25 protein-coding genes and 1 tRNA gene are annotated in these 25,892 nt (G+C 67.4%); 16 read left to right on the top strand and 10 right to left on the bottom strand.

Features of this window, described 5'->3' with window-relative positions; translation table 11 throughout:
- Window positions 1-45: 45 nt before the first annotated feature.
- From ABXG85_RS08610 to rplI, 7 genes are all read left to right on the top strand, one after another.
- Entirely contained in the window at window positions 46-2,901 is a 2,856-nt protein-coding gene (locus ABXG85_RS08610; protein ID WP_353513312.1) for an S-layer homology domain-containing protein, read from the top strand.
- Window positions 2,902-2,964: 63 nt separating this feature from the next.
- On the top strand, window positions 2,965-4,959 hold the full coding sequence (uvrB, locus tag ABXG85_RS08605) for an excinuclease ABC subunit UvrB (protein ID WP_353513311.1): 1,995 nt from the start codon (window positions 2,965-2,967) through the stop codon (window positions 4,957-4,959).
- A 49-nt stretch (window positions 4,960-5,008) separates the two neighbouring features.
- Window positions 5,009-5,084: transfer RNA gene (locus ABXG85_RS08600), tRNA-Asn, on the top strand.
- Window positions 5,085-5,181: 97 nt separating this feature from the next.
- Window positions 5,182-5,487 (top strand): 30S ribosomal protein S6, encoded by a 306-nt coding sequence (rpsF, locus tag ABXG85_RS08595; RefSeq protein ID WP_353513310.1) that lies wholly within the window; start codon window positions 5,182-5,184, stop codon window positions 5,485-5,487.
- 9 nt (window positions 5,488-5,496) lie between these two features.
- Window positions 5,497-6,306, top strand: coding sequence for a single-stranded DNA-binding protein (locus ABXG85_RS08590; RefSeq protein WP_353513309.1), 810 nt, complete (start codon window positions 5,497-5,499; stop codon window positions 6,304-6,306).
- Window positions 6,303-6,572 carry a 30S ribosomal protein S18 gene (rpsR, locus tag ABXG85_RS08585; RefSeq protein ID WP_039459511.1) on the top strand — a complete coding sequence of 90 codons (270 nt, stop codon included), beginning with the start codon at window positions 6,303-6,305 and terminating at the stop codon, window positions 6,570-6,572. Before ABXG85_RS08590 ends, rpsR begins: the two co-directional genes overlap by 4 nt.
- Window positions 6,573-6,581: 9 nt before the next feature.
- On the top strand, window positions 6,582-7,025 hold the full coding sequence (rplI, locus tag ABXG85_RS08580; RefSeq protein WP_353513308.1) for a 50S ribosomal protein L9: 444 nt from the start codon (window positions 6,582-6,584) through the stop codon (window positions 7,023-7,025).
- 44 nt (window positions 7,026-7,069) lie between these two features.
- Here the strand turns inward: rplI and ABXG85_RS08575 are convergent, their stop codons facing one another.
- Complete coding sequence (locus ABXG85_RS08575; RefSeq protein ID WP_353513307.1) at window positions 7,070-8,326, bottom strand: alpha-hydroxy-acid oxidizing protein; 1,257 nt, start codon at window positions 8,324-8,326, stop codon at window positions 7,070-7,072.
- Between the two features lie 28 nt (window positions 8,327-8,354).
- On the opposite strand from ABXG85_RS08575, the gene ABXG85_RS08570 reads away from it, so the two are divergent.
- From ABXG85_RS08570 to ABXG85_RS08550, 5 genes are read left to right on the top strand one after another with little or no spacing between them, the layout of a single operon-like run.
- Window positions 8,355-9,176 (top strand): SDR family oxidoreductase, encoded by an 822-nt coding sequence (locus ABXG85_RS08570; RefSeq protein WP_353513306.1) that lies wholly within the window; start codon window positions 8,355-8,357, stop codon window positions 9,174-9,176.
- 50 nt (window positions 9,177-9,226) lie between these two features.
- Window positions 9,227-9,892 carry a lipoyl(octanoyl) transferase LipB gene (gene lipB, locus ABXG85_RS08565; RefSeq protein WP_353513305.1) on the top strand — a complete coding sequence of 222 codons (666 nt, stop codon included), beginning with the start codon at window positions 9,227-9,229 and terminating at the stop codon, window positions 9,890-9,892.
- The gene (lipA, locus tag ABXG85_RS08560) at window positions 9,876-10,847 is read left to right on the top strand and encodes a lipoyl synthase (RefSeq protein ID WP_353513304.1); all 972 of its coding nucleotides are present in this window, start codon (window positions 9,876-9,878) and stop codon (window positions 10,845-10,847) included. The genes lipB and lipA overlap by 17 nt, the downstream gene beginning before the upstream one ends.
- Window positions 10,848-10,856: 9 nt before the next feature.
- A complete protein-coding gene (locus ABXG85_RS08555; RefSeq protein ID WP_353513303.1) occupies window positions 10,857-11,219 on the top strand; it encodes a DUF3054 domain-containing protein in 363 nt (120 codons plus the stop codon).
- A 9-nt stretch (window positions 11,220-11,228) separates the two neighbouring features.
- Window positions 11,229-12,098, top strand: coding sequence for an NAD(P)-dependent oxidoreductase (locus ABXG85_RS08550; RefSeq protein ID WP_353513302.1), 870 nt, complete (start codon window positions 11,229-11,231; stop codon window positions 12,096-12,098).
- Between the two features lie 2 nt (window positions 12,099-12,100).
- Here ABXG85_RS08550 and lpdA read toward each other — a convergent pair whose 3' ends face one another.
- Genes lpdA through ABXG85_RS08530 form a run of 4 tightly spaced genes read right to left on the bottom strand, consistent with a single transcriptional unit; the run spans window position 12,101 to window position 16,928 of the window.
- Complete coding sequence (gene lpdA / locus ABXG85_RS08545) at window positions 12,101-13,486, bottom strand: dihydrolipoyl dehydrogenase (RefSeq protein WP_353513301.1); 1,386 nt, start codon at window positions 13,484-13,486, stop codon at window positions 12,101-12,103.
- A gap of 9 nt (window positions 13,487-13,495) precedes the next feature.
- Window positions 13,496-14,830: a dihydrolipoamide acetyltransferase family protein gene (locus tag ABXG85_RS08540; RefSeq protein ID WP_353513300.1), complete on the bottom strand. Its 1,335-nt coding sequence runs from the start codon at window positions 14,828-14,830 to the stop codon at window positions 13,496-13,498.
- Between the two features lie 9 nt (window positions 14,831-14,839).
- A complete protein-coding gene (locus ABXG85_RS08535) occupies window positions 14,840-15,814 on the bottom strand; it encodes an alpha-ketoacid dehydrogenase subunit beta (RefSeq protein ID WP_353513299.1) in 975 nt (324 codons plus the stop codon).
- A gap of 10 nt (window positions 15,815-15,824) precedes the next feature.
- Entirely contained in the window at window positions 15,825-16,928 is a 1,104-nt protein-coding gene (locus ABXG85_RS08530) for a thiamine pyrophosphate-dependent dehydrogenase E1 component subunit alpha (RefSeq protein ID WP_353513298.1), read from the bottom strand.
- Window positions 16,929-17,058: 130 nt separating this feature from the next.
- Between ABXG85_RS08530 and ABXG85_RS08525 the strand changes: the two genes are divergently transcribed.
- Together ABXG85_RS08525 and ABXG85_RS08520 are read left to right on the top strand one after the other, a co-directional pair.
- The gene (locus ABXG85_RS08525; protein ID WP_353513297.1) at window positions 17,059-17,469 is read left to right on the top strand and encodes a 23S rRNA (pseudouridine(1915)-N(3))-methyltransferase RlmH; all 411 of its coding nucleotides are present in this window, start codon (window positions 17,059-17,061) and stop codon (window positions 17,467-17,469) included.
- The gene (locus ABXG85_RS08520; RefSeq protein WP_353513296.1) at window positions 17,466-17,861 is read left to right on the top strand and encodes a metallopeptidase family protein; all 396 of its coding nucleotides are present in this window, start codon (window positions 17,466-17,468) and stop codon (window positions 17,859-17,861) included. The genes ABXG85_RS08525 and ABXG85_RS08520 overlap by 4 nt, the downstream gene beginning before the upstream one ends.
- Here the strand turns inward: ABXG85_RS08520 and ABXG85_RS08515 are convergent.
- From ABXG85_RS08515 to ABXG85_RS08505, 3 genes are read right to left on the bottom strand one after another with little or no spacing between them, the layout of a single operon-like run.
- On the bottom strand, window positions 17,809-18,234 hold the full coding sequence (locus ABXG85_RS08515; RefSeq protein WP_353513295.1) for a DUF2203 domain-containing protein: 426 nt from the start codon (window positions 18,232-18,234) through the stop codon (window positions 17,809-17,811). The two genes, ABXG85_RS08520 and ABXG85_RS08515, sit on opposite strands and share 53 nt — an antisense overlap.
- 47 nt (window positions 18,235-18,281) lie before the next feature.
- Entirely contained in the window at window positions 18,282-19,166 is an 885-nt protein-coding gene (locus tag ABXG85_RS08510; protein ID WP_353513294.1) for a biotin--[acetyl-CoA-carboxylase] ligase, read from the bottom strand.
- Window positions 19,167-20,213: a glucose-1-phosphate thymidylyltransferase gene (locus ABXG85_RS08505; protein ID WP_353513293.1), complete on the bottom strand. Its 1,047-nt coding sequence runs from the start codon at window positions 20,211-20,213 to the stop codon at window positions 19,167-19,169.
- Window positions 20,214-20,247: 34 nt separating this feature from the next.
- On the opposite strand from ABXG85_RS08505, the gene ABXG85_RS08500 reads away from it, so the two are divergent.
- Together ABXG85_RS08500 and ABXG85_RS08495 are read left to right on the top strand one after the other, a co-directional pair.
- Complete coding sequence (locus tag ABXG85_RS08500) at window positions 20,248-21,039, top strand: class I SAM-dependent methyltransferase (protein ID WP_353513292.1); 792 nt, start codon at window positions 20,248-20,250, stop codon at window positions 21,037-21,039.
- Window positions 21,040-21,052: 13 nt separating this feature from the next.
- Window positions 21,053-21,433, top strand: coding sequence for a secondary thiamine-phosphate synthase enzyme YjbQ (locus tag ABXG85_RS08495; protein ID WP_353513291.1), 381 nt, complete (start codon window positions 21,053-21,055; stop codon window positions 21,431-21,433).
- Here ABXG85_RS08495 and ABXG85_RS08490 read toward each other — a convergent pair.
- Both ABXG85_RS08490 and ABXG85_RS08485 read right to left on the bottom strand, forming a co-directional pair.
- Window positions 21,430-23,610, bottom strand: coding sequence for a RelA/SpoT family protein (locus ABXG85_RS08490; protein WP_353513290.1), 2,181 nt, complete (start codon window positions 23,608-23,610; stop codon window positions 21,430-21,432). The genes ABXG85_RS08495 and ABXG85_RS08490 overlap by 4 nt on opposite strands.
- Window positions 23,611-23,631: 21 nt before the next feature.
- Window positions 23,632-25,884 carry a hypothetical protein gene (locus ABXG85_RS08485; RefSeq protein ID WP_353513289.1) on the bottom strand — a complete coding sequence of 751 codons (2,253 nt, stop codon included), beginning with the start codon at window positions 25,882-25,884 and terminating at the stop codon, window positions 23,632-23,634.
- Window positions 25,885-25,892: the final 8 nt, after the last annotated feature.

Genomic DNA, 25,892 nt, shown 5'->3' with positions numbered 1-25,892 from the left:
CCGTACCTGTCTTTCCCGAAATCCCTGAAGGGGGTGTACGGGAATATGAAGAAAAGGCTAGTGGTACTTCTGGCAGGGCTCTTGACCGTGCTCTCCATGGGCTTCGGTCTGGCCCAGTTTTCCGACGTGCCCGCTGGGCACTGGGCCAAGGAGGCCGTGGAGAGCCTGGCGGCCAAGGGCATCATTACGGGCTTCCCCGACGGCACCTACCGGGGGAACGAGACCCTTACCCGCTACCAGGCCGCTCTCCTCATCTACCGCCTCCTGCAGCAGATCGAGGAGGAGCTGAAGGCCAAGGGCGAGTCCCCCACCATGGAGGCCATGTCCCCTGAGGACCTGGAAGCCCTGAAGAACGCCGTGCAGGAGCTTGCCGCTGAGCTCGCTGCCCTGGGCGTGCGGGTTTCCGCTCTGGAGGACAGCGCCGCTACCAAGGAGGACATCGCCCGCCTCGAGGCCCTGATCGAGGAGCTCAAGGCCCAGCCGGCCCCCGAGCCCGGCATGGATCAGGCTGCCCTCCAGGACCTCGCCGACCGGGTGGAGGCCGCCTCCATCGCCGCTGATACCGCTTTGGCCCAGGCCCAGCAGCTGGCCGAGCAACTGGAGGCCCTGGCCCAGGACGTGGAGGGCGTGAAGGGCGACGTGGCCGCTCTCCAAACCCAGTTGGAGGCCAACGCCCAGGCCATCCAGGCCCTGAACGAGCTTGCCGTCCTCCTCAACCAGGACGTGCTGGCCCTCCAGGACCGGGTGACCAACCTGGAGAAGTTGGTTTCCGGAGGCCAAGAGCTTCCTGACCTGGAGCAGTTCGCTTCCAAGGAGGATGTGGCCGCCGTCCAGGAGTTCGCTGCCGCTCTCCGCTCCGACCTGGTGGGGCTTTCCGAGAAGGTTGGGGCCTTGACCGAAAGGGTGTCCGGCCTCGAGGGGCAGCTTAAGGAGCTCTCCCGGGTGCAGTACTCCATCTCCGGCAGCCTCACCGCCACGGCGGGCCTCCGTTACCTTACCCAGGGCAGCACGACTTTTGACTGGGACCGGCTCTTCCCGGGGAACGTGTTCTCCACAGGGCAGTTCGGTGCTGCCTCTTACGCTTCTAGCAGGGTTGCTCTGGGGGAAGGGGCTGGTAACCTCTTCCGCGGAGACGCCACGCTGACCTTGGGGGTGAAGAACAACGCCCCTGCCCCTAACGGCGTGGCGGTGAGCGAGGCTACCGCCACCTTTGGGGTTCGGGTGTACGACACGAGCCTTGTTTCTACGCCTGCCGTGCGCCTAGATGGGGTTACGGTTAAAGGCCAGGTGGACGGCCAGTCCTTCAGCGTGGCCTATAGCCGGGTGGCCAGCAAGTTCAAGTTCAACGACTACCTCTTCGCCAATGACGCCGAAGGCGGCGTGGCCCACTACCGGCAGGGCGTGGTGGCCACCTTCTCGGGCACCAACCTGCCCTTTAGCCCGGAGGTTACCCTGGTGGGCGGGGTGGCGGGGCCGGGTAGCAGCCCGGCGGATGTGGCCCCGGCCATCAACGGCAACTACTTCGGTATCCGCACGGTGCTCAAGCCCCTCCAGGGCGCTAGCCTAGGTCTGAACTACGCCCTGAACGTGGGCATTCGCTCCGCCATCGGGGCCGATGCGAGCTTGGAGCTTGGCCCGGCCAAGCTCTCCGGGCTGTGGGTGAGCTCCAAAACGTTGGGCCTCGGCGAGCCCTTCACCGCCTACTTTGACAGCAACCGTTCCAGCTGGGCCTACTACGGCAAAGCTGAGGTGAACCTGGGTCCCGTGAGCCTCTCCGCCAACTACCGGGCTGTGGACACCGAGTACGCTGACGGCCAGGCCAGCATGTCCGAGAACGAGGACAGCAACTACTACGGTGAGCTGATCGCCACGGCTCCCTACGGATATAACACCCGGGGCTTCGGTGTGGAAGCCAAGGGTACCTTGGGCCCCGTGGGGGTGGAGGCTTACCTGGACAGCGCCCGCGGCTACAACGACGCCGCTAGCTCCCCCAACAACGACATTGCCTTCGGCGTGGCCGCCAAGGCCTCCCTCTTCCGCGGCTTCAGCCTCACGGGCTACTTCAACCGGGCTTGCGATAACGCCACCAGCCCCACGGCCTTCTCTTGCACGGCAACCAATTTCTTGAACCCTGGGTCTAATTACTTCCTCAACAACCCCACCCAGCGCTACTCCTCCAGCTTCGGTGTCCGCTTGGAGCACCAGGCCGACGCCGAGGACGCTCTGGTCAAGGGGCTTTCCGTGGTGGCCCAGTACACCCGCTTCACCGCGAGCAGCCACAACGATATCCAGGTGGCGGCCTTCTTCGCCCAGCCCCTGGCCCTGGGCCCCATCAAGGCCCAGCCTGGGGTCCGCTTCCACTACTTTGACGACGGCACCGGAGGCGGCAACCTGGACTACAACGCCCTCAAGGCAGGTGTGCGGCTCAGCACCGATCCCTTGGCCCTGCCCTTCAAGCCGAGCTTGAGCGCCGACGCCGCTTACCGCTCCACCCGCTTCGGCGGCGGTGCTCGGGCGGGCGAGGTCTACGGCCGGGCCGGGCTCACGCTCAACGAGCTCTTCGCTCCTGGCCTGAGCTTTACCGTGGCGGGGGCCATCTACGGAGCCTGGAACGTGGCCCAGGGTGCAGGGAGTCTTATCACCGTGGGCGCTGGCGAGAACGCCTTCTCCTACGACCGGGACCGCCTCTTCGCCAACCCGGGTGGCCCGGGTGCCCCCACGGCCTCCTTTGGCAGCAACTCGGGCTCCATTGAGGGGCTCTACGGGGAGCTCAAGTACTACGACCTCTCCATGGCGGGCGGGTACTTCCGCCTCCGCGGGGGCCAGCCCAACTCCCCCTTCGGGGGCACGGTGGACACCGTGGCCAAGGCCTTCCGCGTGAGCTACACCGTGAAGTTCTAAGGCCGAAAGGCGCTTCCCCCCGCCCAAGGGGCGGGGGGTTTTCCTTTGGGCTAAACTAAGGGGATGACCTTCCGCTACCGAGGCCCAGCGCCCAAGGGGGACCAGCCCAAGGCCATCGGGGAGCTGGTGGCGGCGCTAAGGGACGGGGAGCGCTACGTGACCCTCCTCGGGGCCACGGGCACGGGGAAGACGGTGACCATGGCCAAGGTCATAGAGGCCCTGGGCCGGCCCGCCTTGGTCTTAGCCCCCAACAAGATCCTGGCGGCGCAGCTTGCCGCGGAGTTCCGGGAGCTCTTCCCGGAAAACGCCGTGGAGTACTTCATCAGCTACTACGATTACTACCAGCCCGAGGCCTATGTGCCGGGCAAGGACCTTTACATCGAAAAAGACGCCAGCATCAACCCGGAAATCGAGCGCCTAAGGCACTCCACCACCCGGAGCCTCCTCACCCGGCGGGATGTGATCGTGGTGGCCTCGGTTTCCGCCATCTACGGCTTAGGCGACCCCAGGGAGTATCGGGCACGGAACCTGGTGGTGGAGCGGGGGGCGGTCTACCCGCGGGAGGCGCTCTTGGAGCGCCTTTTGGAGCTGGGCTACGAGCGGAACGACATAGACCTCGCCCCCGGGCGCTTCCGGGCCAAGGGGGAGGTCTTGGAGATTTTCCCCGCCTATGACACCGAGCCCATCCGGGTGGAGCTATGGGGCGACGAGGTGGAGCGCATCAGCCAGGTCCACCCCATCACCGGGGAAAGGCTTCGGGAGCTTCCCGGCTTCGTGCTTTTTCCCGCCACCCACTACCTTTCCCCAGAGGGCCTCGAGGAGATCCTGAAGGAAATAGAAAAGGAGCTTTGGGAAAGGGTCCGCTACTTCGAGGAGCGGGGGGAGGTCCTCTATGCTCAGCGCCTCAAGGAGCGCACCCTTTACGACCTGGAGATGCTCCGGGTCATGGGCACCTGTCCCGGGGTGGAAAACTACGCCCGCTACTTCACCGGCAAGGCCCCGGGGGAGCCCCCCTACACCCTTTTGGACTACTTCCCCGAGGATTTCTTGGTCTTCCTGGACGAGTCCCACGTGACCGTGCCCCAGCTCCAGGGCATGTACCGGGGGGATTACGTGCGGAAGAAGACCCTGGTGGACTACGGCTTCCGCCTGCCCAGCGCCCTGGACAACCGCCCCTTGCGCTTCGAGGAGTTCTTGGAGCGGGTCACCCAGGTGGTCTTCGTCTCCGCCACCCCGGGGCCCTTTGAGCTCGCCCACTCGGGCCGCGTGGTGGAGCAGATCATCCGCCCCACGGGGCTCCTGGACCCCTTGGTGGTGGTGAAGCCCACGGAGAACCAGATCCTGGACCTCATGGAGGGCATCCGGGAGCGGGCGCAAAGGGGCGAGCGCACCCTGGTCACGGTGCTCACCGTGCGCATGGCGGAGGAGCTCACGAGTTTTCTGGTGGAGCACGGTATCCGCGCCCGTTACCTCCACCACGAGCTGGACGCCTTTGAGCGCCAGGCCTTGATCCGCGACCTCAGGCTGGGCCACTACGACTGCCTGGTGGGGATCAACCTCCTGAGAGAGGGGCTAGACATCCCCGAGGTTTCCTTGGTGGCCATCCTGGATGCCGACAAGACGGGTTTCCTACGGAGCGAACGCAGCCTCATCCAGACCATCGGCCGGGCGGCGCGGAACGCCAAGGGGGAGGTTTGGCTTTACGCCGACCAGGTTTCCGAGGCCATGGCCAAAGCCATCGCCGAGACCAACCGGCGAAGGGCCATCCAGGAGGCCTATAACCGGGAGCACGGCATTGTGCCCCAAACGGTCAAGAAGGAGGTACGGGCGGTGATCCGCCCCGAGGGGTACGAGGAGGCCTTGGAGGAGGGGCTTCCGGCGGAGGACCTCAAGGAGCGCATCGCCGAGCTGGAGCTCGCCATGTGGCAGGCGGCGGAGGCTTTAGACTTTGAGCGGGCGGCCAGGCTCCGGGACGAGTTGCGCGCCCTCGAGGCCCGCCTCCAGGGGCTCAAGGTCACCGAGTCGGTGCCGGGGAAAATGCGGCGTAGGCGCCGCTAGCCATCTTGACGCTCGCCTGTGGCCCTGGTATAGTGCTCCATGCGGTCGGTCCGCGGTAGCTCAGCTGGTAGAGCGGCCGGCTGTTAACCGGTTGGTCGCAGGTTCGAATCCTGCCCGCGGAGCCAGGTGGGGGCCTTCGGGCCCCCTGGGTCTTTTATTTGGGGAAAGGAGGGGGTATAATCTTCCTTCGTGCGGCCTGCCGGGCCCGGAGAGGAGGTGAAGATGCGCAGGTACGAGGTAAACATCATCCTTAACCCCAGCCTGGAGCAAAGCCAGCTCGCCCTGGAGAAGGAGATCATCGGGAAGGCCCTCGAGGCCTTTGGGGCGCAGGTGGTGAAGGTGGAGGAGTGGGGGGTGCGCCGCCTGGCCTACCCCATTGCCAAGGACCCCCAGGGCTACTTCCTCTTCTACCAGGTGGAGATGCCCGAGGACCGGGTGAACGACCTGGCCCGGGAACTCCGGATCCGCGACAACGTGCGTCGGGTCATGGTGGTCAAGGCCCAGGAGCCCCTCCTGACCAAGGCGTAGACTTTTGACATGGCAAGAGGCCTGAACCGCGTATTCCTTATCGGCTCCCTCATCTCCCGGCCCGACATGCGCTACACCCCGGGGGGGCTCGCCATTTTAGAGCTCCACCTGGCCGGGCAGGATACCCTTTGGGATGAAAGCGGCCAGGAGCGGGAGGTGCCCTGGTACCACCGGGTGCGCCTTTTCGGCCGCCAGGCGGAGATGTGGGGGGATGTCTTGGAAAAGGGCCAGCTCCTCTTCGTGGAGGGGCGGCTGGAGTACCGCCAGTGGGAGCGGGACGGGGAGAAGCGGAGCGAACTCCAGGTGCGGGCCGACTTCATTGACCCCTTAGACGCCCGTGGGCGGGAAACCCTGGAGGACGCCAAGAGCCAGCCCCGCCTCCGCCACGCCCTGAACCAGGTGGTGCTCATGGGCAACCTCACCCGCGACGCCGAGCTCCGCTACACCCCCCAGGGGACGGCGGTGGCCCGGCTGGGCCTGGCGGTGAACGAGCGCCGCCGGGGGCAAGGGGGAGAGGCAGACCGGGAGGAGCGGACCCACTTTGTGGAGGTTCAGGCCTGGCGCGACCTAGCCGAGTGGGCCGGGGAGCTCCGGAAGGGCGATGGGCTTTTGGTCATCGGCCGACTGGTGAACGACTCCTGGACCAGCTCCAGCGGGGAAAGGCGCTTCCAGACCCGCGTGGAAGCCCTCCGCCTGGAGCGACCCACCCGTGGGCCTGCCCAGACCGGCGGAAGCAGGCCCCAACCGGTCCAGACGGGTGGGGTGGACATTGACGAGGGACTCGAGGACTTCCCGCCGGAGGAGGATCTGCCGTTTTGAGCACGAAGAACGCTAAACCCACCAAGAAGGAGGCGCAGCGGCGCCCCTCCCGGAAGGCCAAGGTAAAGGCCACCCTGGGAGAGTTTGACCTGAAGGACTACCGGAACGTGGAGGTGCTGAAGCGGTTCCTGTCGGAGACGGGGAAGATCCTTCCCCGCCGCCGCACGGGGCTTTCCGCCAAGGAGCAAAGGATCCTGGCCAAGACCATCAAGCGGGCCAGGATCCTGGGGCTTCTGCCCTTCACCGAGAAGCTGGTGCGCAAGTAGGGGGTGGACATGAAGGTCATCCTGCTAGAACCCCTGGAGAACCTGGGCGATGTGGGCCAGGTGGTGAACGTCAAGCCCGGCTACGCTAAGAACTACCTCCTGCCCCGGGGCTTGGCGGTCTTGGCCACGGAGAGCAACCTGAAGGCCCTCGAGGCCAAGATCCGCGCCCAGGCTAAGCGCCTGGCGGAGCGCAAGGCGGAGGCGGAGCGGCTTAAGGAGATCCTGGAGAGCCTCACCCTCACCATCCCGGTGCGGGCGGGGGAGAACAAGATCTACGGCTCCGTGACCGCCAAGGACGTGGCCGAGGCCTTGGCCCGCCAGCACGGCATCACCATTGACCCCAAGCGCCTCGCCCTGGAGCGGCCCATCAAGGAACTCGGGGAGTACGTCCTCACCTACAAGCCCCACCCCGAGGTGCCCATCCAGCTCAAGGTGAGCGTGGTGGCCCAGTAGGGGCGAAGCCCGGCAGGCCGAAAGGCGGGGTGAAGCCCCGCCTTTTAGCCTTGAAGCCAGGGGGGGCCGAGCTCCTCCAAGCGGGCTACCCCCATGAGGGCCAGGGTGAGCTCCATCTCCGCCAGGAAGTGGTCCAAGAGGGCGCCCACCCCTTCCTCCCCCCTTAGGGCCAGGGCGTAGACGTAGGGCCGCCCTAGCCCCACCGCCTTGGCCCCCAGGGCCAGGGCCTTGACCGCGTCCGCCCCGGTGCGGACGCCGCTGTCCATCAGGACGGGGACCTTGCCCTCCGCCGCTTCCACCGCCAGGGGAAGGGCCTTTAGGGCCGCCAGGCTCCCGTCCACCTGCCGTCCCCCGTGGTTGGAAACGTAGATCCCGTCCACCCCTAGGGCCACCGCCTTGGCCACGTCCTCGGGGTGGAGGAGGCCCTTGAGGAGGAGGGGAAGGGGGGTGGCTTCCCGCACCCGCCGCACCTCCTCCCAGGAGAGCTCGGGAAAGGAGTAGGTGGCCACGAAGCGGCGCACCGCCTTTTGCATCTGGGCCAGGCTTAGGCCGAAGCGCTTCCCCGCCCGCCTGAGGGCGAGGAGGTTCCGGAGGAGGGCCAGGGTAGGCCTAGGGCGCAGGGAAGGCCCCTCCAACGGCTCCTGCAAGGCTTCCAGGAAGGCGGGGTCGGTGAGGTAGATGGCCAGGCCCTGCCCCTTGAGGAAGGGAAGGTGGCCGAGGGCCAGATCCCGGGGGCGCCAGCCCAGCTGCACCGTGTCCACGGTGAGGACCACCCCGGCGCACCCCGCCCTTTCCGCCCGCCGGAGGAAGCTCTCCACCACCCGGGCGTCGCTGGAGTGGTAAAGCTGGAAGAAGACGGAAGCCTCGGGGTTCACCGCCTTGGCCGCCTCCACCACGGCCTCCAGGGGGTGGGAGGCTTGGTTGGAGACCATGAAGGGGATGCCCCTTTGGGCCGCCGCCCGCACCGCCGCCAGCTCCGCCTGGGGGTGGGCGAGCTCCAAAACGCCAATGGGGGCGAGAAAGAGGGGGGCGGCCCAGGTCTTGTGCCAAAGGGTGGTTTTGAGGTCCGGGGGCGGGGCCCCCCGGAGCATCCTGGGCCAGAGGGTTACCTGGGCAAAGGCCTTGCGGTTTTGCGCCATGGTGGCCTCTATCCCCGCCCCGCCCGCCACGTAGGCGAAGGCCTCGGGGGACATGCGCCTTTGGGCTGCCTCCTCTAGGGCCTCGGGGTGCAGGGGCAAAGGCGGCCGTTCCCCCAGGAAGCCCCGCAGGTAGATGGCCTGTTGCACCCTTCTTCCCCACATGGGTTTGCCCGGATTATACTCCGTCCAAATGGAAAGGCAAGTGCTCGTTACCGGGGCGGGAAGCGGCATCGGCCGGGCCACGGCGCGGCTTCTAGGCCAAAGGGGCTTCCGCGTCTATGGCGGGGTGCGGCGGGAGGAGGAGGCCGAGGCCTTAAGGGCGGAGGGGATCACCCCCCTCCTCCTGGACGTGACCCGGGAGGAGGACCTGGCGAGGGCCCGGGAAGCCTTGGAGGAGGAGGGGCTTTATGGCCTGGTGGCCAACGCCGGCCTGGCGGTGGCCGGGCCCTTGGAACTCGTACCGGTGACCGCCTTCCGCGAGGCCCTGGAGGTAAACGTCCTCGGGACCTTCGCCACGGTGAAGGCCTTTTTGCCCCTCCTCCGCCGAAGCCGGGGCCGCCTGGTCCTCATGGGCTCGGTTTCGGGCCTGGTGGCCCTGCCCCTCATGGGGCCTTACGCCGCCAGCAAGTTTGCCCTCGAGGCCCTGGCGGACGCCCTCCGGGTGGAGCTCCTTCCCTTCGGCGTCCGGGTTTCCCTCGTGGAACCGGGCTCCGTGGCCACCCCCATCTGGGAGCGCTCCCTAAGGCGGGCCGAGGCGTATCTGGAACCCCCTCCTCCCGGCACGGAGGGCGTGTACGGCCGCTACGTGCAGGTGGCCCGGCGCCTGGCGGAACGGAACGCCCAAAGGGGCCTTCCCCCTGAGAAGGTGGCGGAGGTGGTGCTAAGGGCCCTGGAAAGCCCGAACCCCAAGGCCCGCTACCTGGTGGCCCACCCGGCCCGCATCCGGGAGACCCTTCTTTTGCGGTTCCTTCCCACCCCCTGGCGGGACCGCCTCATCGCTCGTTTCCTCTAGTGTGCCCTGGGGCTTGGGCCTTTGGGGGCTTAGGGCGTATCCTTAGGGACGTGGAGTTCCGGGTGGAAGACCTCGGCCTGGTGCCGTACGAGGAGGCCTGGGCGTACCAGAAGGCCGTGCACCGGGAGGTGGTGGAGGGCAAGCGCCCCCCCACCCTCCTCCTTCTGGAGCATCCCCGGGTCATCACCTTAGGCCGCAAGGCCACGGGGGAGAACCTCCTCTTCCCCGAGAGCTGGTACCGGGAAAACGGCTTCGCCCTCTACTGGGTGGAGCGGGGCGGGGACGTGACCTACCACGGCCCGGGGCAGCTGGTGGGCTACCCCATCTTCCCCGTGGGGCGGGAGGTGCGCCGCTTCCTGCGGCAGATAGAGGAGGCCATCGTCAAGGTGGCGGCGGCCTACGGCATCGCCGCCTACCCCACCCCCGGGTACGCCGGGGTCTGGGTGGGGGAGGACAAGCTTTGCGCCATCGGGGTGGCGGTGAAGGAGGGGGTGAGCTTCCACGGCTTCGCCTTGAACGTCTCCACCGACCTCAACGACTTTAGCGTTATCGTCCCCTGCGGCCTCAAGGGGAAGGGGGTCACCTCCTTGGAACGGCTTTTGCGGCGGAAGGTGCCCATGGAGGAGGCCAAGGCCAAGGTGGTGGAGGCTTTCGCCGAGGTGTTCGGCCTGGTGCCCAGGTGGGAGAGGAAAGCGAGCCATGAAGCCCAAGTTTGAGGTGGTGGAACTTTTGGCCCCCTCGGGGGAGGTGGTGGAGCTCAAGGTGGTGAAGCGGGGCCTGGCCCAAGCCCGTCCCGAGCCCGTGGACCGGAACAAGCCCGCTTGGCTCAGGGCCACCTTGCCCACGGGGGCCAAGTACCAGGCGTTAAAGCGCACGGTGGAAGAGCTCCGCCTCCACACCGTCTGCCAGGAGGCCCTGTGTCCCAACGTGGGGGAGTGTTGGACCCACGGCACCCTCACGGTAATGATCCTGGGGGATATCTGCACACGGGCTTGCAAGTTCTGCGCTGTCCACACGGGAAACCCCAAGGGGTTGGTGGACCTGGAGGAGCCCCGGCGGGTGGCGGAGGCCATCGCCCGGCTTGGCATCCGCTACGTGGTCCTCACCAGCGTGGACCGGGACGACCTGCCCGACGGCGGGGCTTCCCACTTCGCCGCCACCATCCGGGCCATCAAGGAGATGGCCCCCGGGGTCTTGGTGGAGGCCCTCACCCCCGATTTCCAAGGGGATCTTAAGGCGGTGGAGGCGGTCTTGGATGCGGGGCCCGAGGTCTACGCCCAGAACCTGGAAACGGTGCGCCGCCTCACCCCCAAGGTGCGGGACCCCCGGGCGGGGTACGAACAGACCCTGAAGGTGCTGGCCCACGCCAAGCGGTACAGGTCCCAGGTCCTCACCAAGTCCAGCCTCATGCTGGGCCTTGGGGAAACGGAAGAGGAGCTCCTTCAGGCCATGCGGGACCTCCGGGCGGCGGGGGTGGATATCCTCACCCTGGGCCAGTACCTGCGGCCCACCCCGGCCCACCTGCCCGTGGAGCGCTACGTGCCCCCGGAGGACTTCAAGAAGTACGAGGCCTGGGGGTACGAGCTCGGCTTTAAGGAGGTCTTCTCCGGGCCCTTGGTGCGGAGCTCCTACCGGGCGGACCGGGTGTTTTTGGAGGCCACCTCCCGATAAAATCCCGCCATGGGAAGGCCTTCCCCCTACCTCTTCCTCCTGGATCTCTTGGCCCTCCTCCTCTTCGCCGCCTTGGGGCTTCTTTCCCACGGCCAGGCGGTGACCCTAGGGGGCCTTGCCCGCAACGTCCTCCCGGTGCTTTTCGTCTGGCTTCTCCTTTCCCCCTTCCTCGGCACCTACCGGAGGCCCAGTTGGCGGAACCTCCTCCTCACCTGGCTCCTCGCCTTCCCCAGCGGGCTATGGCTGCGGCAGATGGTCCTTGGGGGGAGTTTTGGCGTGGGGTTTTTCGTCTTCCTGGGCGTGGCCATGGTCTTTAGCCTGCTTTTCCTCCTTTTTCTCCGGGGCCTCGCCAAGCTCCTCAAGCTCTGGTAAAAAAGGGGCATGGAGAAGGTGGCCTTCCTCGGGCTTGGGGCCATGGGGTATCCCATGGCGGGGCATCTGGCCAAGCGCTTTCCCACCTTGGTCTGGAACCGAACCTTCGCCAAGGCCTCGAGGCACCAGGAGGAGTTCGGCTCGGAGGCCGTGCCCCTGGAACGGGTGGCGGAGGCGCGGGTGATCTTCACCTGCCTGCCCACCACCAAGGAGGTGGCGGAGGTGGCGGAGGCCCTCTTGCCCCACCTCAGGCCCGGCACCTACTGGGTGGACGCCACCAGCGGCGAGCCCGAGGGGAGCCGGCGCCTGGCGGAGCGGCTAGAGGAAAAGGGGGTCACCTACCTGGACGCCCCCGTCTCTGGGGGCACGGTGGGGGCGGAGCGGGGCACCCTCACGGTGATGATGGGGGGTCCAAAGGAGGCGGTGGAGCAGGTGAGGCCCTTCTTGGCCTACGCCGGAAAGGTGGTCCACGTGGGGCCCGTGGGGGCAGGACATGCGGTGAAGGCCATCAACAACGCCCTTTTGGCGGTGAACCTCTGGGCGGCGGGGGAGGGGCTTGTGGCCTTGGTGCGGCAGGGGGTTTCTGCGGAAAAGGCCCTGGAGGTGATCAACGCTTCCAGCGGCCGCTCCAACGCCACGGAAAACCTCATCCCACAGAGGGTCCTCACCCGGGCCTTCCCCAAGACCTTCGCCCTAGGGCTTTTGGTGAAGGACCTGGGCATCGCCATGGGGGTGCTGGAGGGGGCCAAGGACCCAAGCCCCCTCCTCCGCCTCACCCGGGAGGTCTACGAGATGGCCCAGCGGGAGCTCTCCCCCGAAGCGGACCACGTGGAGGCCCTAAAGCTCCTGGAGCGCTGGGCCGGGGTGGAGATCCGCTAAGGCTAGCGGTTCAGGATGTGGATGGCCTGTTTGTGGAAGGCCTCCGCCGCCTCCATGAGCCCTTCGGAAAGCGTGGGGTGGGCGTGGACGGTGAGGGCCAGGTCGGACACCGTGGCCGCCATCTCCAGGGCCAAGGTGGCCTCGGCGATGAGCTCCCCCGCTTGGGGGCCCACGATGAAGACGCCCAGGAGGAGGTCCGTTTCCTCGTCCCCCACCACCTTGATGAGCCCCTCCGTGGCCCCCAGGGTGAGGGCCCGGCCGCTGGCGGCAAAGGGGAACTTCCCCACCCTCACCCGGTAGCCCGCCCGCCTGGCCTCCTCCTCCGTGAGGCCCACCCCCGCCCACTCGGGGGAGGTGTAGACCACGCTGGGGATTTGATAATCGAAAGCGGCGTCCTTGCCGGCGGCGTTCTCTGCGGCCACCAGCCCCTCCTTCATGGCCTTGTGGGCGAGGAGGGGGGGCCGGGCCACGTCCCCGATGGCGTAGACCCCGGGAGCGGTGGTTTCCATCCGGGCGTTCACCTTGACGAAGCCCTTGGCGTCTAGCGCCACCCCTGCCTTTTCCAGGTTTAGGCCCTCGGTGCGGGGCTTGCGGCCCACGGCCACCAGGATCTTATCCACCACGATCTCTTCCCCCCCGCCCCCTTGGGCGGCCTCGAGGCGCACGTGGAGGCCGTCCTTCTTCTTTTCATACCCCACGGCCTTGGTGCCCGTGCGCACCTGCAGGCCCTCCTTCTCCAGGGCCCGGCGGAGGAGGGCGGCGGTTTCCGGGTCGCCCGCGGGGAGGATCTCCGGCATGTACTCGATGAGGGTCACCTGGGCCCCTAAACGGTGGTAGATCTGGCCCAACTCCAGCCCCACCGCCCCGCCCCCGATCACGAGGAGGCGCCCAGGGATCCCCTCCTCCACCCGCAGGGCCCGGGTGGAGTCCCAGACGTCCTCCCCAAAGGGGAAGCCAGGGAGGCTTGCGGGCTCGCTCCCCGTGGCCAGGATGAGGCTTTTGGCGCCATAGCGCCTTCCGTTCACCTCTATTTCCTTGGGCCCGGCGAAGCGGGCGAAGCCGCGCACCAGCTCCACCTTGTTCCCCTTGAGGAGGGCGGCCACCCCCCCGGTGAGCTTCTTCACCACGCTCTCCCGCCAGGACCCGAGCTTTCCCAGGTCCAGCTCCGGGGTCGCCTTTAGGCCGAAGCCCTCCCCCACCTTTAGGTGGTGCAGGGTTTCGGCGGCGTGCAGGAGGGCCTTGGTGGGGATGCAGCCCACGTTGAGGCACACCCCTCCCACCTCGGCGGCCTCCACCGCCAGGACCTTCAGGCCGAGCTGCGCTCCCCGTATGGCGGCGTGGTAGCCGCCGGGGCCGGTGCCGATGACGATGAGGTCGTAAGCGTCCATGGCGCTATCCTACATTTCCAGAAGCAAAAGGTCGGGGTTCTCCAAAAGCCGGATCACTTCCCGGGTAAAGAGGGCCGCCTCGGCCCCGTCCACCAGGCGGTGATCGAAGGAGAGGGAGAGGAACATGATGTCCCGCGCCTGGATAGAGCCATCCGGCATAACCCAAGGCCGCTTGCGGATGGAGTGGACCCCCAGGATGGCGGCGTCCGGCAGGTTGATGATGGGGAAGCTCAAGGTGGCCCCCACGGAGCCGATGTTGGTGATGGTGAAGGTGGAGCCCGAAACCTCCTCGGGGCTGAGGCGCCCTTCCCGGGCCTTGGCGGAAAGCTCGGCGATGATTTGGGCCAGCTCCAGGACGCTCTTGCGGTCGGCGTCCCGCACCACGGGCACCACCAGGCCCCGCTCCGTGGCCACCGCCAGGCCGATGTGGTAGTACCGCTTGTAGACGATTTCCTGCCTTTCCTCGTCCAGGCTGGCGTTGAGCATGGGGTACTTTTTTAGGGCCCTTACCGCTGCCTTGACGATGAAGGGCAGGTAGGTGAGCTTGACCCCTTGGGCCTCCGCCTGGGGTTTAAGGCGCTCCCTTAAGGCCACCAGCTCCGTGAGATCCGCCTCGTCCACGTTGAGGGTGCGCACGGTATAGAGATGGCTTTGCCAAAGCCCCTGGGCGATGGCCCGGCGCACGCCCCTGAGGGGCACGCGCTCCTCCAGGGGCTCGTAGCCCTTGGGGGGGGTGTAGCGGGGGGGTGGGGGGAAGGGGGTGGGGGAGGGGGCTTCCTGGGGAGGTGCGGGGGGAGCCGCCCGCTTGGCCGCATAGGCCCGCACGTCTTCCACCCGTACCCGGCCTAAGGGTCCCGAGCCGGGCACCTCCTCGAGGGGGATGCCCAGTTCCCGGGCCAGCTTGCGGGCGGCGGGCACCGCCAGGACCCGGCCTTGGGGCCTGGTCTCCTCCTGGGGCTGGGTCTGGTTCAGGAAGGGGTTTTTCACCGCCACCTGCGTGGGGTCGGGCTTGAAGAGGGAGAGGTCTTCCTTCTCCTCTTTGGTTGGAAGGCCCGGCTCCACGATGGAGCGCTCCTCCACCGCCTGCACCGGGGCCGCCGCCTCGTGGGGTTCGGCGATGAGGGCGATGGGGGCGTGGACCTTCACCACCTCCCCCTCCTTGGCCAGCTTCTTCAGGAGGACGCCCTCGTAAGGGGAAGGGAGCTCTACCGTGACCTTGTCCGTCATCACCTCCACGAAGGGCTGGTCCTTCTTGAGGTAGTCCCCTTCTTCTACCAACCACTTGAGGATCTCGCCTTCCACCACGCTTTCGGCGAGCTCGGGCATGAGGATCTCTTTGGGCATAGGTCTCCTTCAGTAGTCTAGCGCCCGCTTGGCGGCGTTGAGGATGCGGGTGACGGTGGGCAGGTAAAGCTTGTCCTGGGCGTAGGGGTAGGGGGTGTCAAACCCCGTGACCCGGATGGGGGGAGCGAGGAGCAGGTCCAGGATGTCCTCGGCGATGGTGGCGGCCACCTCGCTCACGAAGCTGGCGTGCCTGGGGGCGTCGGAAACCAGGACCACCCGTCCCGTCTTGGCCACAGAGTTCATCACCGCCTCGTAGTCCCAGGGCATGAGGCTTCTTAGGTCCAGCACCTCGGCGGAAACCCCGGCCTTGGAAAGCTCCTCGGCGGCCTGGAGCACCTCGGGCATCACCGTGCCGTAGCCGATTAAGGTGAGGTCCTTCCCCTCCCGCCGCAGGGCGGCTTTGCCCAAGGGCAGGAGGTACTCCTCCTCCGGCACCTCCTCCTTCACCGAGCGGTAGAGGCGCTTAGGCTCCAGGAAGACCACGGGGTCCTCGTCGCGGATGGCCGCCTTCAGGAGGCCCTTGGCGTCGTAAGGGGTGGACACCGCCACCACCTTGAGCCCAGCGGTGTGGACAAAGTGGGCCTCGGGGCTTTGCGAGTGGTGGTGCCCCCCCTTCACCCCGCCCCCCGAGGGCATGCGGATGACCAGGGGGGCGGTGAACTGCCCCCCGGAGCGGTAACGGAGCTTGGCCACTTGGCTTACCAGCTGGTCAAACCCGGGGAAGATGTAATCGGCGAACTGGATCTCCGCCACGGGCCTAAGGCCGTGGGCGGCCATGCCCAAGGCCGCCCCCACGATGGCCGCCTCGGAGAGGGGGGTGTCCATGACCCGGTCGGGGCCGTACTTCTGCAAAAGCCCCTCCGTCACCAAGAAGACCCCACCCCGCTTGCCCACATCCTCCCCCAGGACCACCACCCGGGGGTCCTGGGCCATCTCCTCGTCCAGGGCCCGGTTGAGGGCCTGCACCATGGTCATGAGGGCCATGGCCACCTCCTTAGAGCTCCTCCTGGAGAAGGGCCTCCTGGCGCTTTAGGTGCCAGGGCTTTTCCGCGAAGACGTCCTCGAGCATCCACCCCGGGGGCACGGGGCCCGCTTCTTCCGCCTCCTTGAGCCCCCGTTCCAGTTCGGCCCGGATCTCCTCCCTCAGGGCCTCCTCCCATTCCGGGCTCCAGAGGCCCTGGGCCTCGAGGAAGCGCTGGAACCGAAGGATGGGGTCCCGCTTCCGCCAGGCCTCCACCTCCTCCTTGGGGCGGTAGCGGCTATCGTCGTCGGCGGAGGAGTGGGGGCCGTAGCGGTAAACCCGAAGCTCTATGAGGCTTGGGCCTCCCCCCAGGCGGGCCCGTTCCACCGCCTCCTTCACCACGTAGTAGCTGGCCAGGACGTCCATCCCGTCCACCAGGTAGCCTGGGATGCCAAAGGCGTGGGCCTTCTCCGCTAGGGTGGGGCTATGGGTCTGGCGGGAATAGTCCACGCTGATGGCGTAGAAGTTGTTCTCGGCGATGAAGACGGCGGGCGCCCCTTGTGTGGCGGCGAAGTTGATGCCGGCGTACCAGTCCCCCTCGCTGGTGGCCCCGTCGCCGAAGGTGCACACCGCCACCTGCCCCGTGCCCAAGAGCTTCATGCTGAGGGCGGCCCCAGTGGCGGGGGGCACGTGGGAGGCGATGGGGCTCGCCACGGTGAAGTAGTTGAGGGCCTTGGAGCCCGGGTGCTCGGGCATCTGGCGGCCCTTATTGGGGTCGGCCTGGGTGGCCAACATCTGGCCGAAGAGCTCCCTTAGGGGAATGCCCAGGGCCAGGGCCAGGCCGTGGTCCCGGTAGTAGGGGAAGACCCAGTCAAAGCCGGGGCGGATGGCGTGGGCGATGGCCACCTGGGCCGCCTCGTGGCCAGCGGCGGGGGCAATGAAGCTGGTCTTGCCGGTGCGGATGAGGATGGTGTAGCGCTCGTCCAGCATCCGGGCCGCCAGCATGTCCCGGTAGAGGCGGCGGAGCTTTTCCTCTCCCAAGTCTAGGGGAAACTCCCCCAGCCACTCCCCCTTCTCCCCTAGGAGCCTTATGGGCTCGGGGGTGAAGGGCTGGAACCTGCGGGTTTCCTTTACCATAACACCCTCCTTGCGTGGCGCTTGTGGCGCCGGGAAGCCTGCCCTGGGTAAGGGCCTTGGGCCTCCTTTTCGGGGGTGGGCTTGGCCCCACTTTCCCTTCGCCCCGAGTATACCCCGTTAGGATGGGGGTGTGCGCCTGCGGGTGGTGGCGGTGGGAAAGCCCAGGCTGGCCTACGCCCGGCTTGGGGTGGAGGAGTACGCCAGAAGGATCGGGCGGTACGCTCCCCTCGAGGTCCTCTTCGCCAAGGAGGAGGACCTCCTTGCCAAGGCGGAAGGTTACCGCAAGGTGGTCTTGGACGAGCGGGGGAAGCTCCTTTCCACCGAGGGCTTCCTTAGGCTCCTCCAGGGGTGGGAAGGGGAGAAGGTGGCCTTCTTGGTGGGCGGGTCTGAGGGGCATAGCGAGGCGGTGCGGAAGGCGGCGGACTTCCTCCTTTCCCTTTCCCCCCTCACCCTGCAGCACGAGCTCGCCCTTTTGGTCCTGATGGAGCAGCTCTACCGGGTCCTCACCCTAAGGGCGGGCCACCCCTACCATCGGCCATGACCTACGAAGCCTTCGTGCGCTTGGTGGAGCGGCTTTGGGAGGAGATCCCGGAGGCCTTCAAGCGGGGGCTTCAGGGGGTGCACGTCCTGCCCGGGGCCAAGCCCGAACCCGGGCTTCCAGGGGTGTGGCGGCTTGGGGAGTACCTGGACCCCGGCCCTCCCAGCGCCCTGGGGGGCTTTGAGGGCCTGGGGCGGCACATCGCCCTGTATTACGGCTCCTTCCAAGCGGTGGCCGGGCCGGGGTTTGACTGGGAAGGGGAGGTGTGGGAAACCCTCCTCCACGAGCTCCGCCACCACCTGGAGTCCTTGGCGGGGCGGGAGGACCTGGTGCGGGAAGACCTCAGGCGCCTGGACGCCTTTCGCCGGGGCGCGCCGCCTGGGGAAGGAGGCTAGGGGCCTCCCCCAGGGGCCTCCGCTCCGCAAAGCCCCCGGAGAGGGGGTGGTAGTGGGCCACCTCCGGCTCCCCTTCCTGCCAGCAGAGGAAGACCACCTCTCCCTTTACCCGGGCGGGGAAGTCCACCAGGCCCCGCTCCAGGTCCTTGAGGAGGACGCCCAAGGAGGCCAGGTAGCGGGCGTCTGCCTCCAGGGAGCCCATGAGGAAGCGAGCTTCCTCCTCCAGGGCCCGCCGCTTTAGCCCCCGGGCCTCGGGGAGTTGGCGTTGCACCTCTTGGAGCTCGGCCCGGGCCTTGCGCATCTGGGCCAGGACCCGCTGGATCTCGGGCAGGAGGGCATCCGCCTCTTCCTTGGTGAAGATGCGGGCGAACATACCTGCCCTCATCCTAGCACAAGGCATGAGGAAAATCTAAGCGCGGCTTACTCAAGGCCTAGGAGGGCCACCTCCCCTGCCCCCACCCGCACCCCCCCCACCCGGAGGCTCCCGTCGGGGAGGACCGCCTCCGCCACGCCTTCCACGGGGCCCTTGGCGGTTTCCACCCGCACCCGGCGCCCCAGGGTATAGGAGGCTTGGGCGTAGCGAGGGAGGAAGGCCTGTGGGTCTTCCAGGAGGGGCAGGAGGGCCTCGAGGCGGGCCAGGAACCTTTCCAGGACCTCCCGGCGGGAAAGGGGGGTGAACTCCTGGAGGAAGGCTGCCCCCTCCGGGGCCCAGGCCACGTTCACCCCCACGCCCAAAAGGGCGTGGGCCACCTCCTCCCCTTCCGCCTTGGCCTCCAGGAGCACCCCGGCCAGCTTGCGGCCGTCGGGGCTTAGGAGGTCGTTGGGCCACTTGAGCCCCCCCACCCCCACCGCCTCGAAGAGGGCGAGGCCGGCCATAAGGGGCAGAAGCCCTAGGGCGGGGAGGGGGAGGCGGGGCCTCAGGAGGAGGGAAAAGGTGAGGCTCACCCCGGGGCGGCTTTCCCAGGCCCGCCCCCGCCTGCCCCGCCCCCTTTCCTGGACCTCCGCCAGGACCAGGGCCCCCTCGGGGGCCCCGGCCTCGGCCCAGGCCCGGAGCACGTCCTGGGTGCTCCCCACCCGGCCCAGGTAGCGGTAGGGCCTTCCCAGCCGCCCCGGGGGACGGAAGAGGTGGGGCAGGGGGGTGCCGGGGAGAATGCGGTAGCCCTGCCGGCTTACCTCCACGGGAAAGCCCTCCGCCCAAAGCCGATGCGCCTCCTTGGAGATGGCGGCCCGGCTCACCCCGAGGCGCTGGGCCAGGGCCTCGCCGCTTTGGTACGCCTCCGTGAGGAGGGAGAGGAGCCCCGCCATCTAGGCCAGTTCCACCTGGGAGAGGTCCCCGAGGATGAGGCGGTGGGCCCGGGGAAGCCCGTTGCGGCTCTGCACCTTGGCCCCCACCCCCAGGATGCTCTCCTGGAGGCGCAGGGCCACGTCTTCCAAGACGGCGTGGTCCTCGAGGATGGAATACTCCACCTCCGAGCGCACCACCTTTGCCCCTGGCCCCAAGGAGGTGAAGGGCCCCACGTAGGCTCCCTCCACCAGGGCCCCTTCCCCGATGAAGGCGGGGCCGATAATGGTGCTTCCCACCACCTTGGCCCCCTTTTCCACCACCACCCGGCCCGTGAGCTCGCTTCCTTCCACCTCGCCTTCCACCCTGGGGGAAAGCTCCTCCAAAAGGAGGCGGTTGGCGTCCAGGAGGTCCTTGGGGCGGCCCGTGTCCTTCCACCAGCCCGTGACCTCCACCCCCACCACCCGGCGGCCCCGGTCGATGAGGCCCTGGATGGCGTCGGTGATCTCGTACTCCCCCCGGGCTGAGGGCTTGAGGTCCTGGATGACCTCCAAGACCTCGGGGGTGAAGACGTATACCCCGGCCACCGCCAGGTCCGAGGGGGGGTCCTGGGGCTTTTCCAAAAGGCGCACCACCCGGTCGCCCTCGAGCACGGCCACCCCGAACTGCCTGGGATCTTCCACCCGCACCAGGGCGAGGACCGCGCTCGCCCCATCGCGGAAAGCTTCCAGGAAGCGTCCGATTCCCTTTTGGAAGAGGTTGTCCCCCAGGTAGAGGACGAAGGGGCTATCCCCCAAGAAGTCCCGGGCTACCGCCACGGCATGGGCCAAGCCCTGGGGCTCTTCTTGGAGGACGTAGCGCACGGGGTATCCCGAGAGGGCCTCGCGGATGTCCTTCTCCGTTTCCGGGGAGACCACCACCCCAATCTCCTCCACGCCCGCTTCCCGTAAGTTTTCCACGGCGTAGTGGATGATGGGCCGGCCCGCCACCCGGATCACCGGCTTGGGACGGGTGTGGGTAAGGGGGCGGAGCCGCGTGCCCCGCCCGGCGGCTAGGATGAGCCCTTTCATGGGCCGAAGTATACCCCGTACAATGTAGGAGGACATGTCCAGCGCCCTCACCCGGGTGGCCTACGCCTATGACCGCCTCCGGGCTTACCCGCCCGAGGTGGCGGGCCGCATCGCCACCGCCATCGCCAATGCGGTTTCTGGCCGGGGGGAGGAGCCTATTTTGCTGGAGCTCGGGGTGGGCACGGGGCGCATCGCCCTGCCCCTCATCGCCCGGGGCTTTCCCTACATCGCCTTGGACGTGAACCCCGCCATGCTGGAGGTCTTCCGCCAGAAGGCGGCGGGGGTCATGCGCAAGGTGCGGCTTTTGCAGGCGGACGCCCGGGCCATCCCCCTGCCCGAGGAGAGCGTCCACGGGGTCATTGTGGTTCACCTTTGGCACCTCCTTCCCGACTGGCCTAAGGCCTTGGCCGAGGCCCTAAGGGTGCTCAAGCCCGGAGGGGCGCTCCTGGAGGGGTGGGACCAGGTGGATGCGGCGGAGGAGTGCGCCCTGCAGGAGCGTTGGCGGGCCTTGGTGGCGGAAGAAGGCGTGCGGGTGGAAAGGGGCCTGCACCAAAGGCGCCTCGCCCAGGTGGAGGAGGCCCTAAAGCGGCTTGGCCTTAGGCCCAAAGCCCGCCCAGTGGTGGCGTGGCGGGAGGAGCGCACGGTGCGGGAGGCCTTGGAGGCCCTGGAGGAGCGCCTCTATTCCTTCACCCAGGCCGTGCCCGAGGCGGTGCACGCCAAGGTGATGCCGAGGCTTAGGGCTTGGGCCGAGGCGGAGTTCGGCGGGTTGGACCGCACCTTCACCCTACAAAAGGGCTTTGTCCTGCGGGTCACGCGCCTGGGCTAGGTATCCTGGCCGTATGCGAAGGCTTACCGTGCGCACGCCGGAAGAGGGCCTGGTGAACATTACCCGGATGGTGGAGGCGGCCCTGGAAGGGCATACGGGCCTCGTATACCTCTTCGTGCCCCACACCACCTGCGGCCTTTTGGTGCAGGAAGGGGCGGACCCCGACGTGGCCCGCGATCTCCTGGCCCGCCTGGAGGAGCTCGCCCCCCGCTTCCACCCCAAGGACCGCCATGCCGAGGGCAACACCCACGCCCACCTGAAAACCCTCCTCACCGGGGTCCACCTCCTCCTCTTCGCCGAGGGGGGCAGGCTGAAGCTGGGCCGCTGGCAACAGGTCTTCCTGGCGGAGTTTGACGGGCCGCGGACCCGGGAGGTGTGGGTGCGGCCCCTTTAGACCCAGCGCACCTCCTGCACGCTCTTCACCCCCCGGAGAGCTTCCAGGAGAGCCTCCCTTTCCCCGTCCTGCACGGTGAGGCGAAGCCGTATGCGGGCCATGGGGCCCAGGATGCGGGTTTCCGAGCCCAGGGCGCTTTTTCCCGCCTCCGCCACCACCTGCATCACGTCCCTCAGGAGGCCGGTCCGGTCCTGGGCCAGGACCTCGAGGGTGGCCACCTTCCCCCCCACGCCTTCCCAGTAGGCCCCGATCACCCGGTCCGCCTCCGGCCCCTGGAGGATGCGCCGCAGGTTGGGGCAGTCCGCCCGATGGACCGTGACCCCTCGGCCCCGGGTGACAAAGCCCAGGATGGCGTCCCCCTTCATAGGCTCGCAGCAGGAGGCGAGGCGGATGGGGGCCTGGAGGTCTTGCTCCAGGCGGATGCCCCACTCGTTCTTGGGGGCGGGCTTAGGCTTTTCCGGCTTGAGGAGGGCCTTTGGGTAGAGCTTTTCCGCCACCTGCTTGGGGGTGAGGCGGTTTAAGGCCAGGGCCAGGTAGAGCTCCTCGGGGGAAGGGGGGAGGCCCAGGTGCTTGGCCACCTCCTCAAGCTGGCTGTCCGTGGGCTTGGGGAGCCCTTTGCGCTTCAGGTAGCGCTCCAGGAGGCCTTGGCCCCTTTCCAGGGTTTCCTGGCGTTCCTGGGCGCGGAAGTACTGCCGGATCTTGCTCTTGGCGCTCCGGGTCTTGGCGAACTCCAGCCAGCCCTTGGAGGGGTGGGCGTTTTTGGCGGTGAGGATCTCCACGATCTCCCCGTTTTGCAGCTCGTAGGAGAGGGGGACGATGCGCCCGTTCACCTTGGCCCCCACCATGTGGTGCCCCACCTCCGTGTGGATGTGGTAGGCGAAGTCCACGGGGGTGGCCCCCTTGGGCAGGTTGATGATCCGCCCCTTGGGGGTGAAGACGAAGACCCGCCCTCCCAAAAGGTCCCGGGTCACCGCCTCCACGAACTCCCGGGAGCTGGAAAACTCCTGCTGCCACTCCTGTATGCTCTTGAGCCAGGAAATCCGGCGCTTGATCTCCTCGGGGTCGGTGAGGCCCTCCTTGTAAAGCCAGTGGGCGGCGATGCCGTACTCGGCGATGCGGTGCATCTCCCGGGTGCGGATCTGCACCTCCAAGGGGAGGCCTTCCAGGGCGATGACCGTGGTGTGGAGGCTTTGGTAGCCGTTTGGCTTGGGCACGGCGATGTAGTCCTTGACCCGGCCGGGAATGGGCTGCCAAAGGGCGTGGACCAGGCCCAGGACGTGGTAGCAGACTTGCTTTTCCCGCAGGGCCCGGCCCTCCTCGGTGGGGCTTGGCTTGGGGTCCAGGATGACCCGCACCGCCAGGAGGTCGTAGATCTGCTCCAGGGCCTTTTTCTCCCGCTCCATCTTCTTCCAGATGGAGTAGAGGTGCTTGGGCCGGCCCGTGACCTCGAAGCCCTGGAGCTGGGCCTGGAGGAGCTCATCCCGCCTTAGGGCCTCCTCGAGGGCAGCCATGGCTTTTTTCACCAGGCGCTCCCGGGCCTCCTGGGTTTCCTGGATGCGGGAGAGGAGGGCCTGGTAGGCCTCGGGGTGAAGGTAGCGGAAGGAGAGGTCCTCCAGCTCCCACTTCAGCTGCCCTATCCCCAGGCGGTGGGCCAGGGGGGCGTAGATCTCCAGGGTTTCCTGCGCGATGCGCTTCTGCTTCTCGGGGGGCATGAACTCCAGGGTGCGCAGGTTGTGCAGGCGGTCCGCCAGCTTCACGATGATGATGCGCACGTCCTCCGCCATGGCGATGAACATTTGGCGGAGGTCCTCGGCCCGCTTCTCCTCCCCCTCGAGGTTGGCCAGCTTGTAGAGCTTGCTGACCTTGGTCTCCCCCTCCACGATGCGGCGCACCGCCGGGCCGAAGCGCCTTTCCAGCTCCTCGGGGGCCACGCCGCAGTCCTCCAGGGTGTCGTGCAGGAGCCCCGCCGCCACGGTGTCGGCGTCCATGCGCAAGGAAGCGAGGATCTCCGCCACCGCCACCGGGTGGGTGATGTAGGGCTCCCCGCTTTTGCGCACCTGCCCCCGGTGGGCTTCCTCGGCGAAGAGGTAAGCCTCCTTCACCTTCTCCCGGTCCTCCGGGGGGAGGTATTCTAGGTGAGGCTCCAGCTTTTCCCAAAGGGCGGGCGCGCGGACCACTATTTTTAGTCTAGCACCCCCTTAGGCGGAAAGCTCCAGGAGGAAGGCGGAAAGGCTTGGCCGTTCCAGGAGGGCCACCAGGCTTCGCCCTTCCTTGGGGGCCAACACCAGGGCCTTTTCCCCGAAGAGCACGGCTGCGGGCCCCCGCTTTTGCCCCAGGCTTTGGTCCAAGCGGTCCAGGGCCTCCTTTAGGGCTAAAAGGGCTTCCTTGGGGAGGGGCAGGGGGTCTTCCAGGAAGCCCAAGGCCTCCACCCCGGGCAGGCGGAGCCGGGCCAAGGGGTCTTCCCCGGGGGCCAAGGCCCCGAGGAGGGCCTCGAGGTCCTCCCGCCCGATCTCCTTGAGCACCGCCTGGGCCGCCTCCTTCTCCCGCTCCAGCTCCCTTAGGAGGCCCTCCGCTTCGCTCAGGGTCCTTTCCACCTGTAAAAGCCCCTTGGGGCCCAGGAGGGGAAGCCTTTCCCTGGCGCTTTGCAAGAAGGCGAGGAGGGGTTTTAGGCGGCGCCGGGTTTCGCTTTCCAAGCCGCTAAGGCGCGCCTCCGTTTGGAAGAAGGCGGTGAGGCGGGTGGTGAGCTCTTCCCGCTTGGCCTCCAGCTTGCGCTTCAGGGCCTGCAGGGCCCGGGCGGTGGGGGTGGGGTCGGGGAAGGGTTTGCGCTTTTCCTCCTCTATGGCCTTTAGAACCGCCTCGCCGCCGAAGCCCACGAAGCGTTCCGCCAGCACCTGGAGCCGGGAAAGCTCCGCCAAGGCCCTTTCCCGGGCTTCCGCCTTGGCCTGGGCCATCTTTTGGCGGAGGGCCTCGAGGTCGGGAAGCTCTCCCCGGGCTAGCGCCTCTTCTGCCCTTTGCGCCTCCTCCGCAAGACCCAGGGCCTCCGCCTCCGGCTTGAGGGTGAGGAGGGCCTGTTTGGTCTCCTCCAGCTTGGCCTTGAGAGCTTCCTCTTCCCCCTTGGCCTTAAGGAGCTCGGCGTAACGGGCTCGGAGCTCGGGGAGGGCCTCCGCTAAGCGCTCCTTAGGGAGCGCTTTAAGCGCTTCGGCCAAGGGGGTGAAGGCCTCCCCTTTGGTGGAAAGCTCTGCCAGAAGGGCTTTCCGTTCCTCTTCTAGGCGGGCCTCCTCCTCCTTTCTTCGCTTGGCCTCTTCCTCTAGGCGTCTTAGGCCCTCTTCCAGGGGGGAGAGGTCTGGATAGCCCCCCTCCTCGAGGGTTTCCTCCGCCAAGCGCAAGGCGTTTTCCAAAGGCGCCTTGGCCGCCTCGGGGAGGGGAAGGGTCCGGAGGGCCTCCTCCAGCTGGATAAGGCGGGCCCGCTTTTCCGCCTTGAGGTTTTTCTCCGCCTCGGCCAAGGCCTCTTCAAGGGCCTTCAGCCTTTCCCCAGCGGGTGTTCCCGCTTCCAAGAGGGCCTGGACCTCGGCCAAGAGAGGGCTCACCGTGGTCCTTTCCAGGAGGTGGGCGTGGCGGGCGAGGAGGTTTTCCAGCCTGCGCCGCTCTTCTTCCACCTCCAAGGCTTGGATGCGCTGGCTTGCCTCCTCGGACAAGGGGCCCAGGTCGATCACCAGTTCCCCTTCCAGCTCGCTCGCCTCCTCCACGGTGAGAAAGACGTCCGTGGGGTGCTTGGGAGCTTCGGGCGGGGCTTCTTGGGTTTCGAACACCATCTCGGGCAAGGTGGGGGCGCGCACGGCGCTGGACTCTAGGAACTTGCGGAGCTCCAGGGCCAGCGCCCTCGCTCGTTCCACCTCCGCTTGGGCTAAAAGCCCTTCTCCGTGAGCCTGACGGATAGTATCCAGGAGGCTTTCCAAACGGCGTACCTTGGGACCGCCCAGGTGGCGCACCCGTTCTAGGCTTTCCTCCAGGTGGGCTAGGTCCTTGGCCTGGCGCAAAAGCGCCTCCTCCCGCTTCTCCTCTAGGGCCTCCAGAAGGGCCTTGGCCTCGGCGAGGAGGGTGGGGTCGGGGTTTTGGCGGAGGCGGCTCATCAGCGCCCGGAGCCGGGCCACCTCCGGCCAGTCCACGTAAAGGCCGAAGCGCTTGAGGCCCCGCTCCAAGTCCTCTAGGGCCAAGGGAGCTTCCTGTATATTTTCTAAAGTTTCCTCCACCACCCGCCGGGCTTGTTCCGCAGGCAGCCGGGCCTGAAGCTCGCGGAAGACCAAGCCTTTGAGGAGGAACTCCCCATCCTTGGGGGTGAGCTCGTTCGGGCGCTTGCCCAGGCGCTTAAGGCCTTCGTCCAGCACCACCTCGGCCCTAGGGCCCAAGTGGGGTTGGAGCGCCTTTAGGATCTCCTGGTACACTCCCGGCATCCTCTTTA

Source organism: Thermus sp. LT1-2-5 (assembly GCF_040363165.1).
In the GTDB taxonomy this organism is placed as follows: Bacteria; Deinococcota; Deinococci; order Deinococcales; family Thermaceae; genus Thermus.
The sequence above is the reverse complement of the archived record's forward strand: the minus strand, read 5'-3'. Positions and strand labels throughout refer to the sequence as shown.

What these genes read in the sequence shown, in the direction of transcription:
- ABXG85_RS08555 (WP_353513303.1), top strand. Translation starts at nt 10,857, where the DNA reads ATGGGAAGGCCTTCCCCCTACCTCTTCCTCCTGGATCTCTTGGCCCTC.
- lpdA (WP_353513301.1), bottom strand. Translation starts at nt 13,486, where the DNA reads ATGGACGCTTACGACCTCATCGTCATCGGCACCGGCCCCGGCGGCTAC.
- ABXG85_RS08510 (WP_353513294.1), bottom strand. Translation starts at nt 19,166, where the DNA reads ATGGCGGGGCTCCTCTCCCTCCTCACGGAGGCGTACCAAAGCGGCGAG.
- ABXG85_RS08550 (WP_353513302.1), top strand. Translation starts at nt 11,229, where the DNA reads ATGGAGAAGGTGGCCTTCCTCGGGCTTGGGGCCATGGGGTATCCCATG.
- rplI (WP_353513308.1), top strand. Translation starts at nt 6,582, where the DNA reads ATGAAGGTCATCCTGCTAGAACCCCTGGAGAACCTGGGCGATGTGGGC.
- ABXG85_RS08610 (WP_353513312.1), top strand. Translation starts at nt 46, where the DNA reads ATGAAGAAAAGGCTAGTGGTACTTCTGGCAGGGCTCTTGACCGTGCTC.
- ABXG85_RS08570 (WP_353513306.1), top strand. Translation starts at nt 8,355, where the DNA reads ATGGAAAGGCAAGTGCTCGTTACCGGGGCGGGAAGCGGCATCGGCCGG.
- ABXG85_RS08505 (WP_353513293.1), bottom strand. Translation starts at nt 20,213, where the DNA reads ATGAAAGGGCTCATCCTAGCCGCCGGGCGGGGCACGCGGCTCCGCCCC.
- ABXG85_RS08575 (WP_353513307.1), bottom strand. Translation starts at nt 8,326, where the DNA reads ATGTGGGGAAGAAGGGTGCAACAGGCCATCTACCTGCGGGGCTTCCTG.
- ABXG85_RS08535 (WP_353513299.1), bottom strand. Translation starts at nt 15,814, where the DNA reads ATGGCCCTCATGACCATGGTGCAGGCCCTCAACCGGGCCCTGGACGAG.
- ABXG85_RS08540 (WP_353513300.1), bottom strand. Translation starts at nt 14,830, where the DNA reads ATGCCCAAAGAGATCCTCATGCCCGAGCTCGCCGAAAGCGTGGTGGAA.
- ABXG85_RS08590 (WP_353513309.1), top strand. Translation starts at nt 5,497, where the DNA reads ATGGCAAGAGGCCTGAACCGCGTATTCCTTATCGGCTCCCTCATCTCC.
- uvrB (WP_353513311.1), top strand. Translation starts at nt 2,965, where the DNA reads ATGACCTTCCGCTACCGAGGCCCAGCGCCCAAGGGGGACCAGCCCAAG.
- ABXG85_RS08485 (WP_353513289.1), bottom strand. Translation starts at nt 25,884, where the DNA reads ATGCCGGGAGTGTACCAGGAGATCCTAAAGGCGCTCCAACCCCACTTG.
- ABXG85_RS08515 (WP_353513295.1), bottom strand. Translation starts at nt 18,234, where the DNA reads ATGTTCGCCCGCATCTTCACCAAGGAAGAGGCGGATGCCCTCCTGCCC.
- lipA (WP_353513304.1), top strand. Translation starts at nt 9,876, where the DNA reads ATGAAGCCCAAGTTTGAGGTGGTGGAACTTTTGGCCCCCTCGGGGGAG.
- ABXG85_RS08495 (WP_353513291.1), top strand. Translation starts at nt 21,053, where the DNA reads ATGCGAAGGCTTACCGTGCGCACGCCGGAAGAGGGCCTGGTGAACATT.
- ABXG85_RS08500 (WP_353513292.1), top strand. Translation starts at nt 20,248, where the DNA reads ATGTCCAGCGCCCTCACCCGGGTGGCCTACGCCTATGACCGCCTCCGG.
- ABXG85_RS08530 (WP_353513298.1), bottom strand. Translation starts at nt 16,928, where the DNA reads ATGGTAAAGGAAACCCGCAGGTTCCAGCCCTTCACCCCCGAGCCCATA.
- ABXG85_RS08520 (WP_353513296.1), top strand. Translation starts at nt 17,466, where the DNA reads ATGACCTACGAAGCCTTCGTGCGCTTGGTGGAGCGGCTTTGGGAGGAG.
- rpsF (WP_353513310.1), top strand. Translation starts at nt 5,182, where the DNA reads ATGCGCAGGTACGAGGTAAACATCATCCTTAACCCCAGCCTGGAGCAA.